The following is an 18523-nucleotide window of genomic DNA, read 5'->3' as shown; positions in this document are numbered from 1 at the left end:
ACAATAATTTATCAAATATAGTTCCAAAAATTAAGAATCTCCTCTTAATTTTCTATATCTTTTTCTTGCTTCAATTACAAAAGTACTGTCGTTATGCTCTAAAATAAGCTTTTCATACAATGCCTTTGCTTTTTCTTTATCATTTAATATGTTTTCATACAGTTCTGCCAAATAAAAAATAGCATTATCTGACAATAAGTCAGCACCATAATCGTCTATAATAATTTGAAGATAGTTGGCTGCTTGTTCGTAATGTTGTTGTTTCTTTTCGATTTTGTATAGCAAATAATAAACATCATCTGACAAAGAAGAACCATTTAAGCTATTTAATATAAGATTTAAACTATCTTTAGCTTCGTCTAGTTTATTTTGGAAGTTAAGTAAATCTGCTTTTGCATAAGTAAGCATTCCAATTTCTGAATTATCGGTATTGATATTATCTAATATAAAAACGGATAAATCAATAGCATCGTTAGACATTAACTCGGAAGTATTGGCTTTAATAATTTTTAATTGCGACTGAGCAAACTCAAAATCGCCTTTAAAATAAGACAATCGTGCATTACGAAATTTAGCTTCTTCTCCAAGTGGCGAACCTTTAAAATCTTTTTCTACTTGTGTATAAATCAATCGTGCGTCCCATGGATTTTCGTTCATAATATAATAGTCGCCAAGATTAAGTTTTGCTTGTGCTTGTAAAGTTTTATCAATCGTAGCATTGTTTACTACACTTTCTAGCAAAGCAATGGCACTATCAGTTTCGTGAATATACAATGCTAATAGTTGCGACAACTCTATCATTGCGTTGGTTGTAGTGTAAGTATTGTTGAAGTTTTGAATGAAATTTTCGTAGGATTGTTTTAGCGATAACAACTCTGCTTTGGTATAATTGGTATTGTTTACAATTCTATCTCTTTGAACATTAATTAAATTGAGATTGGCTGTAACAAACCATGGATTGTTTTTTCCTTTGTTGATGATGTACTGATATCCTTTGATAGCAACATCGTAATCTTTCATTTGTGATGCAGTTGCACTAATAGCCAAAATACTTTTTCCATCTTCATTTCTAATATTGTCTAGCGATTTGGCTTGTAGCAAAGCACCATCAAAATCATGTTGCAATAAATAAAACCACACTAATAAATCTTGATATACAAGTAAGTCTTTATTTTGACCAACTCTTTGTATCAATGATTTTTCTACAAAAGCAATTCCTGCTTCATCATTCATGGCTTTAGACAAACCATCTTCAATAATATTCAATTGATTGGCTTGTAGTGGTGCTTCATCTAGATAAGCGTTCACCATTCCGTTTAAATCTTTTTTATAAAGCAACAAATCTGCCAACTCTAAATTAAAAGCATTGTTGTTTTTTAGTATATCTCTACCTTTCAAGTACACTTGTTGAGCCAAATCAAACTCTCCAACTGTAATTAGTTTTTGTGCAATTTGTTTAATTTCTGCAACATTATTGGGTAAGTCTTTTAATATTTTTTGATATTGTTTATTAGCATTTTTTTCATCGCCACTAAGTGTATAAATATTAGCTAAATCTATTAAATAGACTTTACTATTGCCTACGCTATATGCTTTTTCTGCTAGTGCTTTGGCTTTTTCGTAATTTTTTATTTTCAATAACACCTCCAAATACTCTTGGTAGTATTGTAAACCACCTTCTTTTTGTATTAAAACATCGTAGTATTCGGCTGCTTTTTCATATTCGCCATTTTCTAAAAATTGTTGTGCTAAGAAATGGTCATAATCTCCTTGCTGTTGTGCAAAAGTAATTAAGGAACAACTCATTATTAAAAACAATATCCATTTCATTGATAACAAAGTAACAAAAATAAAGCTAAAAAATTCGTTAAATATTGTTTTATGATGCTAGTATCAAGACTACTAGAAAGCAAACCATCAAACTCTTTTATCATTTAACCCAAATTACGCATTAGACTTTGTCATGAGAGAAAATTACACAAAATATTTACAAAGCACGGAATTTTTTTCACGGAAATGTAGTTTTAGCTACATTGAGTATAAAAAAATGAGTACTGAAGTAAATATAAAGTAGAATTTTTTCGGAATAAATTTCTAATGCGTAATTTGTGTTTAATTTCCTCTTACAAACGGATTGTTCTTTTTTTCGTGTCCAATAGTAGTTTCCATGCCATGTCCATTGTATACCACAACATCATTTGGTAAAACATATAACTGTGTTTTAATACTGTCAATGAGTGTATCATAATCGCCCATAGGCAAATCAGTTCTTCCAATACTACCATAAAATAAAACATCACCAACAATAATATATTTATCTACTTCATTATAAAAGCAAATACTACCTGGCGAATGTCCTGGTGCAAAAAGTACTTTAAAAGCAATATCACCTAAGTATAACACATCATCAGTAGTAATAAAGTAATTGGGTTTACATTCATTAGGCACTTTTAAACCATACATTTGCGCTGCCATTTTCGCTCCTTCTAACATTGGAATTTCATTTTGATGAATGCCTAAATCTAACTGATAAGTATCTGCAATTAATTTATTTCCATAAATATGGTCTAAATGACAATGAGTATTGATTAATTTTACTGGTTTTAACTGATGCTGTGCAACAAACTGTGTTAAAATTTGTTCTTCTTGAGTAGAGTAACAACCTGGATCAATTATCCAACAAGTGTTATCTTTGTTATTTGATATGATATACGAGTTTTCCTGAAAAGGACCAAATGTAAAAACATTAACAGTTGTATTAGTGTATTGCTTTGTAGTATTCATATCTTTTGTTTAATTTGCTTACGAATTGTAAAGATATAAATTTGAAAGAAAAACGATATTATATTGTAAAACAGATAAAAACCACTTTAATTGCTGTATTAATAAGTATTGCATTTAATGGTATTGCTCAAACCACTCAAATACAGTTTGGTCAAAATAGAGTACAATACCAAAAGTTTAATTGGCGATATCTTGAAGATGAAGACTTTAACATTTACTTTTATGATGGTGGGAAAGAAATTGCCGATTTTGTTTTATCTACTGCTACTGATGAAATAAGCTATTTAGATGATGCTTTGGATTTTCACTTTAAATCTAAAGTAGACATTTTAGTGTATAATAATATAGAAGACCTTGCTCAAACTAATATTGGACTTGGTAGTGAAGTATTTAATATTGGTGGAACTTCTAAATTATATGACAGAAAAATATTTGTTTATTTTGATGGCAATCATCAGCATTTAAAAGATGATTTGCAAGAAGCTTTAACCCATTTATACTTAAGACAAATGATGAGTGGTGAAAGTTTTGGGCAGATGATTCAAAATTATATCTTTTTAAACTTGCCAGAATGGTTTGGCAATGGTTTAGCTGCTTATGTTGCTAATCATTGGAACAGTACTACTGATGATGAATTAAGATGGTATTTTGAACAAAACAAGAATACCAATTTTAATAAATTTTCTAGAACCAACAACACACTTGCAGGACAATCTATTTGGAATATGATTGCAGAAGAATATGGTGTAGCTGCTATTGCAGATATTTTGTACTTAACTAGAGTTAATCATAATGCCAATACTGGAATGAGAATGACTATTGGTAAAACCATTGACCAATTGATTGATGCTTGGCAACCTTACTACCAAAATCGATTTACTAATGATGCTAAAAACAGAAACGATTTTGCTTCATTAAATAGTATTAAACTAAATAAAAGACCAATACAAAAAATAAGTAATTTAGTAGTTAACAATAACAACGAACTACTTGCTTATGCTAAATTTAAAGATGGTGCTTTTAAAGTAGTAGTACAAAATATTAATAATAAAAAAAGCAATAAAATAGCAAAAGGTGGTTATAAAGCAGAACAATTTCCCTACGATTACAACTATCCTGTTTTGGCTTGGAGCAAAGACAATACTACATTGATAAGTATATTAAAAAAGAGAAAGCATTTAAAATTATATACTTATGATGCTAATTCTAAGAAAACAAATAAAGTTACTTTAGACAAATTTCAAAGTGTATATGGTGCAGATTTTACCAATAATAAAAGCTTCGTAGTACTATCTGCTCAAAATAAAGGACAAACCGATTTGTACTTGTATAATATTTCTAGCGGAAGTGTTCAACAAATCACCAATGATATTTATGATGATTTATATCCGAAAGTAATTCAATATGGTGATGAAACTGGCATTTTATTTTCTTCAAACAGAACTAAAACTATTAATGGAGAAAGTAACTATGCAACGATTACCAATAATTTAGATTTATATTATTACAACTATCAGTCAGAAAATCCAGCATTTATAAGTATAACAGCAACACCAGAAGCCAACGAAATTGCAAGTGGTATGTACAACAATGAATACTATACTTATAATAGTGATGAAAATGGTATCTATAATCAATATGTTGGTACGATAGACAGCTATACTCTAAAAGATAGTAGTGAGAACGAAAAACAAATTTTAAAAGGCAATAATTTCCCAATTACTAATTTCAATCACAATATTTTATCACTTAATGCTAATAAAAATTCAAGCTATTACTATATTAATAATTACAATAAAAAAAGAAGTAAATCATACTTGTATCAGAAAAGCAATTTAGATGCTACTGCTGTTGTTGACTTAAAAAACTTTGGTCTTAGCAAAACTACATTATTAACCAATGAAATTACCAATCAATCAACTACAAAAATTGACAATACAGAAAGCATTACCACTAACAAAGCAAACAACGAAATTAGCACCGATTCGTTCTATAATAGTTCATACAACTATACTTTTCAAACACCATATAACAATACCATTTTTAACAATGAAAATATAGCACAAAACGATTCTGTTACACATGATAAAGTGAATATCGACTTTAACACCAATGAAGATTTACCAGATTTTGTTACTGACTTTGTTAATAAAAAGAACAATCCAACAAATATAAAAAATAGCAAAATAAAATCATATAAAGCAAAATTTACTACCGATTATTTTGCTGCACAGCTAGACAATAGTATTATGACACAGTTTTATCAAAGTTATAATACTCACTTAGGCAATTATAATTTTAATGAATTAAGTATTAATGCCAATATTGGAATTAGCGATATCATGGAAAATCATAGAATTTCTGGTGGTTTTAGAATTCCATTAATTGGCTTATTAGATTTTTCTGGTACAGAACTTTTCTTAAAATATGAAAATTTGACAAGAAGAGTTGACCAATCTTTGCTTTTTTACAGACGCTCAGAACTTATTTACTACGAGTTTGGCGACCAACTATTAGATTACGAAGCACCATATAGTGCTAAACCAAAAACACATTTATTAGAATATGGTTTAAGTTTTCCTTTTGATATTACTAAGTCGCTGAAATTTTATGCCACCTATAGAAACGATAGATTAAACTTTAACTTTATTAATGATGCGACTATCAATCTAGAAGATATAAATGAAAACTGGTTGAGCGGTAGACTAGAATTTGTGCACGACAATGCTAAAGAAATTCAATATAACATATACAATGGATTTAGATATAAAATCTATGCAGAATATTTCAGAAACATCAATGATAAAAACTCTAATATTTATAATATTGGATTTGACTTCAGACATTACCAAAAAATTGCACGAAACTTAATTTGGGCTAACAGAATTGCAGGTGCTTCATCATTTGGCGACCAACGAATTTTGTACTTTATGGGTGGTGTAGATTCTTGGCTCAATCAAAAATACGATTATAGTATTCCTACTGATGAAACTAGAAACTATGGAATGCAAGCACCAGTAACCAATATGCGTGGTTTGCCTAGAAATATTAGAAATGGCAATAACTACTTACTATGGAATTCAGAAATACGATTTCCAGTGTTTTCATTCTTTGCAAAAAAACCACTTAAGTCTGCATTTCTAAAAGATTTTCAATTAATAGGTTTTTACGATGCAGGTATTGCCTATACACATAATAATCCATTTGACAAGAATAATGCCGTACGAGAAGAACAAGTAAACTCAGACGATAATCCAATTGTGATAAAAGTAAACTATTATAGAAATCCGTTTGTATTTGGTTACGGTGGTGGTTTAAGAACTAATGTGCTAGGTTATTTTATTCGTTTAGATGTAGGTTGGGGATTTGATGGACTAGAATTACTTAAAAAACCAATCTGGAACTTCTCTTTAAGTAAAGATTTTTAATATTAATATTTTTCAATAATAATTTATTATTTTATTAATAGTATATTAGTCCTTATAAAATTATTAAAGGATAAATTATGATAAAATCAGCATTACTAAAGTTCCTTGAGTTTTATGGTTATAAAAAAGTAAAAAAACCATATACGCAAACCTATTCTATTTTAAATTCGAGAGAATATGTACTAGAAGAAAAACAAGACCAATCTAAAGTTATAAGTTTTATTAAAAGCATTCGACCATATAATATAGGAAAAGAATTAATTAGAGTAGGTTCAAAAAAAGATGGTGGTTACTTAGTTCCTAATGATTTAGAAGGAATAATTGCTTGTTTTTCTGCTGGTGTTTCTAAAGTAAGTGAATTTGAGAATCATTGTCATGAACTAGGTATTCAACAACTTTTTCTAGCAGACAAATCAGTTGAAAAAGCCAACCTAAATGTAGCACATCATTTCTTACCAAAATTTATTGGTATTACTAATAATAACGACTTTATTACGATGGATGAATGGGTTAATCAAAGTGTGGAGAATACTGGCGATTTGTTACTACAAATGGATATTGAAGGTGCTGAGTATAACTCATTTATAAATATGAGTGATGCTTTATTAAGTCGTTTTAGAATTTTGGTAGTTGAATTTCATGATTTACATAAGCTATGGACAAAATACTCTTATAATATTATTACTGATGTGTTTAATAAAATACTACAAACGCATGTATGTGTACATATTCATCCTAATAATTATAGTGGTATAGATATTCAAGAAGATATAGCCATTCCTAGATTTGCAGAGTTTACATTTATTAGAAAAGATAGAGTGATAACACAAACACCATGTACTTCATTTCCACATCCTTTAGATTTTGACAATACTAATTTTCCACATATTGTATTGCCAGAAATTTGGTATAAATGATACTACATTGACCTATTGTACATGTGCGTCATTCTAGAAAATTTCGCAGTACAACGGAGAAATTTATCAGAAATCTGTCATAAAGAGTATAATATCTTAATATAATAGATTCCGTATATTTCTCATTCTTCAAAATTACGGAATGACGAAAGCATAGTTCTAGAAAAACAATTTTTACTTTTATATACAACAAGTTACATTTTTTTCCCAGCAGAGTCTCTGGGCGTAGGCAAAAAAGCGTAGCAGGACTCTGCGTAACAAAAGAAACGCTGAGAAAATATTTAAACTTATCGCAGTATTCTCTTACCAGAGATATCTGCTATGACTAAATAGCATGTATTTAATACACCTTATATATAAGTGCTGTAAAAATCTCATTACTCAATACTAAACTAAACTCTTTCAAAGTATTTAGAAAACTGCATCATTTCTCCAAGGTTAGATACTTGTATTTTACCACTCATAAATGCTGTTTCTGGTTGTATTGTACCTAATTCAATTCCTGTGTAAGTCGCATCATCACTCGTAATAATACATTTGGCTTCATCTTGTAAACCTTCTGTTACTGTAGCTGTTCCATTATTAATTACAACAGTAAACTGTCCGCCATTGTTGCCACTAATATCAAAATGAAAAATGGTATTATAATCTTTAGCTTTTTCTTTTTTCAGTCGTAGTGGAATAGATTTTATAATTTCCTTAGCAGTAGTAGGATTTCCCCAAGGTTTTGTAGTAGTAGTTATATTATCTTCGTTATATACTTTTTTGTATTTTATATCATCAATTATAATTTTTGATAATATCTCTCGCATAATTTGTGTAGTACCACCAACAATAGTACTTACTCTTGCATCTCTATATGCTCTTGCAATAGGAAAATCTTCCATATAGCCATAACCACCAAACATTTGTAAACACTTATCTACAATTTTATTGCCTAATTCGGTCATATACAATTTACACATGGTACATTCTTTTACAGGAACTTCTCCATTTTGCATCAACCAAGCAGTATGATAAGTCATTTGTCTACCAGCTTCTAACTCAGTTGCCAACTGCACCAACTCATGTCGAAGTACTTGAAACTTATTAATCGTTTTTCCAAAAGCAACTCTTTCGTTCATATATTTTAGTGTTTCTTCAATACATTTATCGCTTCCACCAATTCCCATAATAGCAGCTACCAATCGTTCTATCTGAAAACTTTCCATCACATAAAAGAAACCCATGCCTTCTTTGCCTACTAAATTTTCTTTTGGTACTACTACATTATCAAACGCCAACTCGCCAGTATCAGAAGAGTGCCAACCAATTTTGTCAAGAGCCGTAGCAGAAAAACCAGCAGTATTTTTTTCAACCACAATTAAACTAATGCCATTAATACCAGCTTTGTTGTCTGTTTTACAAGCAACTACTACAAAATCTGCCAAAAAGCCATTGGTAATAAAAGTTTTTGAGCCATTAATAATATAGTTATCGCCATCTTTAACCGCAGTAGTTTTAATGGCCTGTACATCAGAGCCACCAAATGGTTCAGTTATAGCAATAGCACCAACCATATTGCCTTCAATGGCTGGTTTTAAAAATCGTTCTTTAAGTTCATGCGAACCAGCTTCTGCCAAATGATTGGTTGCCATATACTGATGTACCGAAACAGCAGCAGACACACCAGCAAATCCACTTTTAGCCAATTCTTCCAAATAACAAATACTATAAAATAAATCGACATTAGAGCCACCATATTGTTCACTATGATTGATACCTAAAAAGCCATGTTCTCCTAGTTTTTTAAATAATGTTCTAGGAATTTGTTTGTCTTTTTCCCACTGATTAGCGAAAGGAACTATTTCTTTTGCTACAAACTGAGCGACACTTTGTCTAAACAGTTGATGCTCTTCGGTAAAGTATAAAGCTGACATTTTTTCTGATTTTTTATAAATATAAGTTATTGACCGTTCGTTTGGTAACAAATTAGGCATTTTTTGCATATTAGGAATGAAATTTGTTGTAACTTTATATTGAAAACAGAATGTAATGAGCAGTTTGAAATTAAATAAAGAAGTAATGGTTGCTTCAAAAGTATTGAAACCTTATGCTTTGAAGCTGACAAAAGACACTATGGATGCCGAAGACTTAATGCAAGATACTATACTTAGAGCTTTGAAAAATACAGATAAGTTTGAAAGTGGTTCTAACTTAAAAGCATGGCTATATACTATAATGAAAAATATTTTTATTAATAATTATAGAAAAAACGCTAGAATGCAAACAGTTATTGATAGTACTGCTAATGAGTTTTTGATTAACAATAGCAATACGGTTAATAACCAAGCCATTAATAATTTTATTGCAGAAGATATTAATAAGGCATTGATGAAAATTTCTGTTGAATTAAGAACGCCTTTCTTAATGCATTATAAAGGTTTTAAGTACAACGAAATTGCAGACAAACTAAGATTGCCATTAGGTACAGTTAAAAGCAGAATCTTTTTAGCAAGAAAAGAATTAACTGAATTATTGAAAGGAGATTATAGATAGATTTTTATAGTAATGAGTATTGAGTAGCAAGTATTGAGATTTTTTTGTGCGTCATTCTGAGCGAAATGTAATGTAGCGAAGAATCTCCTTCGTTTGTCAGTTGTCATTGAGTCACTAGTTATTTGGATTTATTATTTATATCAACAAAAAAATCCTAAACGAAGCATTCCTTGTTATTTTATAGATAATGAGAAATAAAGCAACTTATATTTTTCCTAGTAAAACACTATAATTTAATTTCTCAACTTTTGATTCTACTTATTTTACTGAACTCTAAAACTTATTGTTTTACAAACTTAAAATTATTGCTCTTGCCGTTTTGTTGTATGATAATGTGATACAGACCACTTGACAACTGACTAATTTGATTGCTTGGAATCATTTCATTGGTATTGGCAATAAAATTTCCTGTACTGTACATTATTCTTCCTTGATTATTGATAATATAAATTAATGTTGATTGATTATCTATTAAATTATTAATAAATATATTATTTGAATTATTTACAATCAATGTTGGATATATTTTTATATTACTTAATCTATTTTGATTAATTGGTGTTATTTGCTGTAAATATTCGTATGCTTTTTTAAAATCTGGAATACCATAACCAATTAAACTATCAAAACTTGGATATAAGCTAGCACTTTGTTCAATTGCTGCTTTAATTTGTAAATTATTAAGTGTAGGAAATGCTTGCCACAAACTAGCACTCATTCCTGCAACCAATGGCGATGAAAATGATGTGCCACTTCCTGTGCCAATAGTATTGTATGGACTTAAAATATAATCATTAGCTCCGCAAGCTGCTACATTTGGTTTTACTTGGAAATAGTTAGGAAAACATTTACTTGTAAAAGATGTTGGCAAACCATTAATATATACAGCTCCAACAGTTAAAGCACCAGTAGCATCTGCTGGTGTAGATATGTAACGCCATGAATTATTGCCTTCGTTTCCTGCTGATGTTACTACCAAAATTCCTTTAGATGTTGCTAAATTAACTGCTTGTGCTGCTATAGTGGTATTGCCATCTAAATCTGCGTAGCTATGGTTTTGTGCTACACTATCAAATGTAGTATAACCTAATGAAATATTAACGACATCTACGCCAAGTGCATCACATTGCTCTAATGCTTGTGCTAAAAAAACTTCTTCGCTCAACAATTCAGAAGCTGCATTTTCGGTTTTAAATAAGTAGTAATTACTTTGAGTTGCAGTACCTTTATATTTACCAGTAATTTGTCCTGCCATTAATCCAAAAACATATAAACCATGAGTATGAGATTCATAGACAGTAGTATCATTTTGAACAAAATCCCAAGTACCTAATACTTGATTGTTATTGAAAACTGTTTGCAAACCAGTAATAACATTTGCATTAATAAATCCAGCGTCTAAAACAGCAATAATCTTTCCTTGTCCGTTAAATCCTAAGTCGTGTAAATAATCGCCATTCATTTGATGAATTTGACCATAAGTCAATGTATCATCATATAATAATCTTGCATTATTAAATGTTTTATTATTTGTATTTAATTTTTCTAAACTTTTATTTGAAGTTGTTGATGGAATAAATTGTACTTGTTTCACAAAACTCAATTGTTGTATCTCAGTAATCACTGCTTTATCTTCTATATCAAACAAAGCCAAGTTTAACCATTTTGATTTTGCTTTTAATTTACAGTTTAAATTTTCTATTTTTTGTATATAACTTTCATTAATTGGAAAATCTGTATAATTAAATGCTATGTTATTTTGATTTCTTTTTTCTAAACTAGTTGCATTATAATCCTCTGTTTTGATTTGAGTGCCTTTATTATTAAACGACACTATAATTTGGTTTTTTGCAAATACGGTTAGTAGTGTACTGCAAAAAAATATAATGAGTAGCATTTTATTCATACAATAAAGTTACTGAAAAAGTATCAGGATTTTTAGAGCCAAGATTGATAGATTTAAGACTTTAGTTTGATTGGTATCTAATACTAATTAGTATTTACTATTGTTAATATCTGCTAATTTAATAATTATGAAATATTTCGCTATCGCTCAATATGACGAAAGTGCAAAATAATCTAATGACTAATAACCAATGACTAACATTACTAATGACTTATTGACTAGTACTACTAATGGCTAATATCACTATATCAAATGAAATAAATTTTCGATACCAATGTATCTTTCTTTGTTAAAACCTTCGGCAAATTCAAAACCAGCTGGTCGACCAAATTCTTTTGCTCTTGCAATAATAAAATCGAAAAAGTCTTTTTTAGAAATTGGCGTTTCTAACTCTTTACTATGAATATTATAAAACTGTGTAGCATATGCTTTGATTGCTTCTAGTTTTATGTCCATGTATTTAGAAATATCAACTACAAAATCTGGTGTGTTGTGATAGTCTTGAATATAACGATACACAACACTTGGTCGCCATGCATCTTGGTTGGTATTGATTTTTACCAAGCCACTTAAAAATGCAGCACGCACAACTAAGTCGCCAGCTCTAGAATGGTCTAAATGCCTATCGTGAGTTGCATTACACAATACAATTTTAGGTTTATATTTTCTAATAATCTTTACAACATCAATTATATTTTGTTCATTAATATCAAAAAAACCATCTTGTAATCCTAAGTTTTCTCTATACTTAATGTTTAATATTTTAGATGCATTTAAAGCTTCATCTCTACGCGTTTCTGCATTTCCACGAGTACCTAATTCGCCACGAGTTAAATCGCAGATTCCAATGGTATATCCTAAGTCTATATGTTTAGCAATGGTTCCTCCACAAGATAATTCCACATCGTCAGGATGTGCAGCAAAACACAAAATATCCAAATTTGACATCGTATTTATTCTTATTTTTAGTTAGTATTCTATACAAATATAAGATAAATTTCTAAATTAGTGATTGTTAGTAATTTATAAGATACAATCTGTTTGTTTATTTTTTTGCTGTATAACTATAACATTCAATATTTATTCTAAGTATTTTAAAAGATGAATGATGGTGTTATACAACTGATATTGTGTTTCAAGTTTGTTTTTGTTCATGTTAAAAATAAAATCGGTTTCTAAAAAATAGTCGATAGTAGTTATTTCGCCTAACTGTAATGCTTTTGTAAGCAAATGAGTATTGTTATAATTTTGCATTTGATTATCATAACTATTATAAGTATTTTTAAATATAGTATATTGTTCGTATTGTTGTAAAATTGTAGCTTCTTGCTGATTGATATAGTCGTTCATTTTAAGTTGATTAGAAACGAGCAATGCTTCTTTTGCTTTTACTTTATTTTTATTTTCCCACAACGGAAGTGATAATCCGACAATAGCTCCATGAAAATTTTGATTTAACAAACCTTGATAATGATAACCTACTTCGAATTTTGGTAATGCCATTGCTTTTGCAACATTGATTTCTTGATTAACAACTGCTTGTTCTTGATGGAGATAACTGTTAATTGGATTGTTTTGATTGCTTTGTTGTAATATTGTTTCTAACTCAATAGTAGTATTGATACTTGGATAAATAGTATCTTGAAATTGTATTGCATTTCCACCATTTAATGCTGTTAACTTTTGATTTAGTTGTTTTAATATGGATTGATTCAACTGTTTTTCGTTATTAATTTCAATTAGTTTTAGCTGTGTTTTATTGACATCTAAAATATTGCCATAGCCATTATTGAGTTTAATTTGAAAATCGTTTTTTAATTTTTCAATACTTATAATTCTATTATTAATTAAGTTATCTAATTTATTTCTATAGATTATTTCAATACACAATAATTTTACTTGATTAATAATATCGTACTTTTCACTTTCTATTAAATAGCTATCTCTTGTATGTTTAATATTTGCCAACTCCTTTTTTTTGGCATACACAGAAGGAAAATCGAATTGTTGTGTAAGCGTAACATCATACTGACTTCCTGCAATAGCATTAGGCAAACCTCTTAAATAATCAAAAGTAACATTTGGATTATACAAATTGCCTTCTGTGCTATATTCCATTTTTAATGCTTCTATATATTTTGTTTGATATAGCAAACTTGGATTGTTTTTTTGTATTACTTGTATAATTGAATCTAATGAATTAGTAGCCCAACTAAAGCGACTAAACAGTAGTATACTTATGATTAATAAACTATATTTTTTCATTATTATAATTATTTTTATTTTTTAAATAATAAATTATTGGTACAATATAAATGTTTAAGAAAGTAGAACTTAATAGTCCACCTAAAATTACTTTTGCCATAGGACTTTGAATTTCGTTTCCAGGAAGACTGCTTCCTAATGCCAATGGTATTAATGCTAAACCAGCAGTAAGTGCTGTCATTAATATAGGACTTAGTCTATCTGTAGATCCATGCATTATAGTATCTATTAAACTATAACCTTGTTCTTGTAGCGATTTATAGTTGGAAATTAAAATAATACCATTTCTTGTAGCAACACCAAATAAAGTAATAAAGCCAATAATAGCTGGAATACTTAGCATGCCTTTTGTAATTAAAATACTAAACACACCACCAATAAGTGCTAATGGTAAATTGATAAGAATAATAAATGCTAAACTGAATGAACTTAATTGTTTGTACAATATTAAAAATATTATAAATATAGATAATAGTGATGTTAATAATAAAATTTTAGATGCTTGTGCTTCTGCTTCGAACTGACCACCATATTCTATGTGGTAAGCTTCTGGTAATTCAATTTTATTTTCAATGATTGATTGAATTTCATTCACTACACTTTTTTGGTCTCTTTCAAAAACATTAGCCGATACTACTGTTTTTCGTTGAACATTTTCTCTATTAATTGTATTTGGTCCAGTAGTGCTTACAACATCAGCAAGGTAATATAATGGTACTTTTTGATTGTCTTTAACATCAACCAAAGTTTGTTTCATATTTTCAATTTTGCCTCTGTTTAAGTCGTCGTATTTAAGTACTAAATTAAAAGTTTTATTGTCTTCATAAATTTGTGATACTGTTTCTCCAGCAAAAGCAATATCAATAAACTCATTAAAATCGTTGATGGTTAAACCATAGTAATTTAGCATTGTTCTATTTGGTTTGATTTGAATTTGTGGAATTTCTATAAGCTGTTCTGTGTTTATATCTACAAGTCCTTCTACAGATTCAATTTCTTTTTTTATTTGTTTAGATAATAATTCTAATTTAGATATATCATTTCCAAATATTTTTATTGCAATATTAGCACGCGTACCAGAAAGCATATGGTCTATTCTGTGAGATATTGGCTGACCAATACTAATATTTACACCAGAAACTGTTTTTAGTTTGGTTCTTACATCTTCCAAAAATTCATCTCTCGACCTATTGCTTAGTGTAAATGGTGCATCAATTTCAGAGGCATTAACACCTTGAGCATGTTCGTCTAATTCAGAGCGTCCTGTTCTTCTTGTCGTTACATTTACTTCTGGTATTTCTTTTAGTTTCTTTTCAATTTGATTGCCAATTTTATTACTTTCTTCTAATGAAATTCCTGGTAATGAAACTGCACTTATTACTAAAGAACCTTCATTAAATTCTGGCAAAAAACTTCTACCTAAATTCGTCAAAATAAATATAGTAATAATAAATAATAATAAAGTAAATGCTAATATTGCTTTTTTCCACTGCAATGCTTTAGTTAATGTTTTATAATACAGTTGTTTTAATTTTCGAACCAACCAACTTTCTTGTTCTTGTTTGCTTAGTTGTTTATCACTGGTAAGTAAAAAACTACATAAAACTGGTGTTAGTGTTATAGAAATAATTAACGATGAAAACAAAGACACTATAAATGCAATACCAAGTGGTTTTAATAATTTGCCTTCCATTCCTGATAAAAAGAACAATGGAAAAAATGCAATAATAATTATAAATGTTGCATTAATAATAGAATGTCTTATTTCAAATGAAGCATCAAAAATGACATCAATTTTATTTTTTTGTTCTATTAGTGGCAACTTTGCATTTTGTTTCAGTCGTTTAAAAACATTTTCAACATCTATGATAGCATCATCTACTAAATCGCCAACTGCAATGGCAATACCACCTAAACTCATGGTATTTAGAGTATACCCTAAATATTTAAGCGTAATGATGGTTACTAAAATTGAAATTGGAATAGTAACTAAAGAAATTAAAGTTGCTCTCCAATTCATTAAAAATAAAGTAATAATTAAAATGACAAATATTGCACCTTCAAATAAAACTTTCTGTATATTGTTTATCGAAGCATCTATAAAGTTTTTTTGTCTAAAAATTTCAGTATTAATCTCTATATCTTTTCCAATAGATTTTGATAGTTGAGCAATGGCATCATCTATTTTATTTGTTAATTCTATAGTATTGGTAGCAGGTTGTTTAAGCACCGACATAATGACTGCTGGTTTTGCATTTAATGAACCATCGCCAATTTTTGGAGCAGCACCAATTTTTACTTCTGCTACATCTCCAACCGTAATTGGATTATTATTTATTGTTTTAATATATGCTTCACTTATATCTTTAATACTATTTGCTCTACCTATGCCTTTAATGGTATATTCATTACCATACTCACTGATAAAACCACCAGTAGCATTGCCATTTAGTGCTTCGCAAGCGTGTAGCAACTCTATTAAAGACACATTGTAAGCATTCATTTTTTGTGGTGAAGCTAAAATCTGGTATTCTTTATAATCGCCACCAATGGTAGTTACTTGAGCCACACCTTCAATAGAAAGAAGTCGTGGTCTAATGTTCCAATCTGCAATTGTTCTTACCTCCATTTGAGATAAAGTATTACTGCTAACACCTATATACATAATTTCGCCCATAATGGAAGTTTGTGGTGCCATTACTGGTGTATTAATACCTTTAGGTAATTTTTCGTTGATGCTGTTTAGTTTTTCACTTACAACTTGTCTTGCTTTATATATGTCTGTATTCCATTCAAATTCTATCCATACAATTGAAATTCCTGTAGCAGAAGAACTTCTTACTCTTCTTACATTTGTAGCACCATTTACAGCAGTTTCTATTTGAAAAGTAACTAGTTTTTCAACTTCTTCGGTAGATAAACCATGAGCTTCTGTAAGTACAGTAACTGTTGGAGCAGTTAAATCAGGAAATACATCGATTTCCATATTTTTAGATATGTACAAACCATATATTATTAATAAAACAGAAATTGCTAAAACAAAGAGTCTATTACTAAGTGCATATTTTATTATATTATTTAACATTATTTATATTTTTAATGTGAATGACCATGTTCTGGCATAGCACCAGAAGCAACTGCTAATTTTATTTGATAAGCACCTTTAGTTACAATTCGTTCGCCAACATTTAAGCCACTTAATACTTGAGCTTCTATACCATTATCTTCGCCAATTTTAATTTCTCTTTTAGAAAAATTTTCACCATCAACTTGTACATAAACAAAGAACTTTCCTTGTTCTTCAATAATTGCTTTTAATGGTATTATTATATAATGGTCTTCTGGTTTTGTAGGAATAAATAACTCTACTATTGCACCAATATGTAATTTATCTGTATTATTAATTTCAAAATATAAAGGAATAAAAGCTCCGCTTATTTCTTTATTATAAGATACCACTTTGCCATTAAATGTTTTGGTATTATAGACTTTATCATCTCCCATTATTTTAAAATTAGCATTATTGATTAATGGAATATATTTAAAATCTTTCTGACTAATATTAGCTTGCAATATTAATTTATTGTTTTTTGAAATCTTTGCCAATGTTGTTCCAAGTTCTACAAACTGTCCGTCTACAACATCTAAAGATTGTAGATAACCACTCATTGGACTCATATTTTTATTTCCTTTAGATGAAGTATTTTTACTTAAAGTATTTAGCGTAACTAATGCATTTTCATAACTGGTTTTTGATTGTAGATATTCTTTCTCGGAAATAATTTGTAGCTTATATAATTCTTCGGCTCGTTGATAGTTTAATTTTGCTTCGTCTACAATGGTTTTGTTGATTTTATAATTGGCATCGATATTACTCGTAGTTAAATTATCGCCAGCTATTGTAAATAAATTTTGATTGGCACTAACAGGCATTCCTACAATTAAATTTTTGTTGGTTAAGTGAACAATGCCACTTGCATTGGCAACAATTTTTGCTTCGTTACCTGGAAAATTATTAATAACGCCACTTGTGTGTATTATGGAATAGAACATTTTTTTATGTACTACTTCATTGGCAAATGGAACTAACCATGCTTGTTCTTTAAGATAAGAAATTTCACCTTTACTATCTTCTACCTTTTGATTTTTTAATGCAGTTGCTTCGTTTGGATAGACTTCAACATCATCTATAATAATTTTATTAGTAAATGTTTTGGTTTTTACTTCAAAAACTAATTGTCCATTTCCTGCTTTTTTTGGTTGCAACGACAATCTATAAATTCCTGGCGAACTTATAGTATCTGCATGAATGCTTATGGTTTCGTTATTGGTTTGAAGTGTTAACGATACACTTCCGTTGAGCATAGGTTTAAATTCATCACCTAAAATGGTAAGGTGTGTTGCAAAAGAAGTACTATTATTTACAACTAATGGTTTAAATTCTACGAAAAGTTCAACATTATCTGCATAGATAGTATACACTAATGGTTCTAATTCATTTTCTGTACTGGTTTCGTCGTGTGCGTGTGTATGACCATGTTCATCATCATGACTATGACTGTGCTTACATTGTGTATTTGATAATATTATAATAAATATTATTAATAAATTTTTAAAATTCATTGAAATAAATTATGTGATAAATAAATAAAAAGCGATAAGTTATTTATACTAAAGTGTATCGT

The 18523-nt window shown here is 29.2% G+C and carries 11 protein-coding genes; 3 read left to right on the top strand and 8 right to left on the bottom strand.

The features are described 5' to 3' along the window. Window positions 1-30: 30 nt before the first annotated feature. Window positions 31-1830 (bottom strand): tetratricopeptide repeat protein, encoded by a 1800-nt coding sequence (locus H6553_02830; protein ID MCB9032752.1) that lies wholly within the window; start codon window positions 1828-1830, stop codon window positions 31-33. A gap of 282 nt (window positions 1831-2112) precedes the next feature. Then, window positions 2113-2784, bottom strand: a complete 672-nt coding sequence (locus tag H6553_02825; protein ID MCB9032751.1) for an MBL fold metallo-hydrolase — start codon at window positions 2782-2784, stop codon at window positions 2113-2115. 41 nt (window positions 2785-2825) lie between these two features. On the opposite strand from H6553_02825, the gene H6553_02820 reads away from it, so the two are divergent. Together H6553_02820 and H6553_02815 are read left to right on the top strand one after the other, a co-directional pair. Continuing rightward, on the top strand, window positions 2826-6212 hold the full coding sequence (locus H6553_02820; GenBank protein MCB9032750.1) for a hypothetical protein: 3387 nt from the start codon (window positions 2826-2828) through the stop codon (window positions 6210-6212). 77 nt (window positions 6213-6289) lie between these two features. Beyond that, window positions 6290-7129: an FkbM family methyltransferase gene (locus H6553_02815; protein MCB9032749.1), complete on the top strand. Its 840-nt coding sequence runs from the start codon at window positions 6290-6292 to the stop codon at window positions 7127-7129. Window positions 7130-7521: 392 nt separating this feature from the next. Here the strand turns inward: H6553_02815 and H6553_02810 are convergent, their stop codons facing one another. Next, window positions 7522-9108, bottom strand: coding sequence for an acyl-CoA dehydrogenase family protein (locus H6553_02810; GenBank protein MCB9032748.1), 1587 nt, complete (start codon window positions 9106-9108; stop codon window positions 7522-7524). 55 nt (window positions 9109-9163) lie between these two features. Between H6553_02810 and H6553_02805 the strand changes: the two genes are divergently transcribed. After that, the gene (locus tag H6553_02805; GenBank protein ID MCB9032747.1) at window positions 9164-9667 is read left to right on the top strand and encodes an RNA polymerase sigma factor; all 504 of its coding nucleotides are present in this window, start codon (window positions 9164-9166) and stop codon (window positions 9665-9667) included. Between the two features lie 280 nt (window positions 9668-9947). On the opposite strand, the gene H6553_02800 is transcribed toward H6553_02805, so the two are convergent. The 5 genes from H6553_02800 to H6553_02780 all read right to left on the bottom strand — a co-directional run bounded on the left by H6553_02800 (window position 9948) and on the right by H6553_02780 (window position 18461). Further along, a complete protein-coding gene (locus tag H6553_02800) occupies window positions 9948-11573 on the bottom strand; it encodes a S8 family serine peptidase (protein MCB9032746.1) in 1626 nt (541 codons plus the stop codon). Window positions 11574-11816: 243 nt separating this feature from the next. Beyond that, entirely contained in the window at window positions 11817-12521 is a 705-nt protein-coding gene (bshB1, locus tag H6553_02795) for a bacillithiol biosynthesis deacetylase BshB1 (protein MCB9032745.1), read from the bottom strand. A 132-nt stretch (window positions 12522-12653) separates the two neighbouring features. Then, window positions 12654-13838, bottom strand: a complete 1185-nt coding sequence (locus H6553_02790; protein MCB9032744.1) for a TolC family protein — start codon at window positions 13836-13838, stop codon at window positions 12654-12656. Further along, the gene (locus H6553_02785; protein MCB9032743.1) at window positions 13825-16923 is read right to left on the bottom strand and encodes an efflux RND transporter permease subunit; all 3099 of its coding nucleotides are present in this window, start codon (window positions 16921-16923) and stop codon (window positions 13825-13827) included. The genes H6553_02790 and H6553_02785 overlap by 14 nt, the downstream gene beginning before the upstream one ends. 11 nt (window positions 16924-16934) lie before the next feature. Continuing rightward, a complete protein-coding gene (locus H6553_02780) occupies window positions 16935-18461 on the bottom strand; it encodes an efflux RND transporter periplasmic adaptor subunit (protein MCB9032742.1) in 1527 nt (508 codons plus the stop codon). Window positions 18462-18523 lie beyond the last annotated feature (62 nt).

The sequence above is a fragment of the Chitinophagales bacterium genome (assembly GCA_020636535.1).
Lineage (GTDB): Bacteria > Bacteroidota > Bacteroidia > Chitinophagales > JADIYW01 > JADJSS01.
The sequence above is the reverse complement of the archived record's forward strand: the minus strand, read 5'-3'. Positions and strand labels throughout refer to the sequence as shown.

Excerpts from the sequence above, each read along its gene's own strand:
- H6553_02830 (MCB9032752.1), bottom strand. The coding sequence starts at position 1,830 with ATGAAATGGATATTGTTTTTAATAATGAGTTGTTCCTTAATTACTTTT.
- H6553_02825 (MCB9032751.1), bottom strand. The coding sequence starts at position 2,784 with ATGAATACTACAAAGCAATACACTAATACAACTGTTAATGTTTTTACA.
- H6553_02815 (MCB9032749.1), top strand. The coding sequence starts at position 6,290 with ATGATAAAATCAGCATTACTAAAGTTCCTTGAGTTTTATGGTTATAAA.
- H6553_02810 (MCB9032748.1), bottom strand. The coding sequence starts at position 9,108 with ATGCCTAATTTGTTACCAAACGAACGGTCAATAACTTATATTTATAAA.
- H6553_02805 (MCB9032747.1), top strand. The coding sequence starts at position 9,164 with ATGAGCAGTTTGAAATTAAATAAAGAAGTAATGGTTGCTTCAAAAGTA.
- H6553_02800 (MCB9032746.1), bottom strand. The coding sequence starts at position 11,573 with ATGAATAAAATGCTACTCATTATATTTTTTTGCAGTACACTACTAACC.
- bshB1 (MCB9032745.1), bottom strand. The coding sequence starts at position 12,521 with ATGTCAAATTTGGATATTTTGTGTTTTGCTGCACATCCTGACGATGTG.
- H6553_02790 (MCB9032744.1), bottom strand. The coding sequence starts at position 13,838 with ATGAAAAAATATAGTTTATTAATCATAAGTATACTACTGTTTAGTCGC.
- H6553_02785 (MCB9032743.1), bottom strand. The coding sequence starts at position 16,923 with ATGTTAAATAATATAATAAAATATGCACTTAGTAATAGACTCTTTGTT.
- H6553_02780 (MCB9032742.1), bottom strand. The coding sequence starts at position 18,461 with ATGAATTTTAAAAATTTATTAATAATATTTATTATAATATTATCAAAT.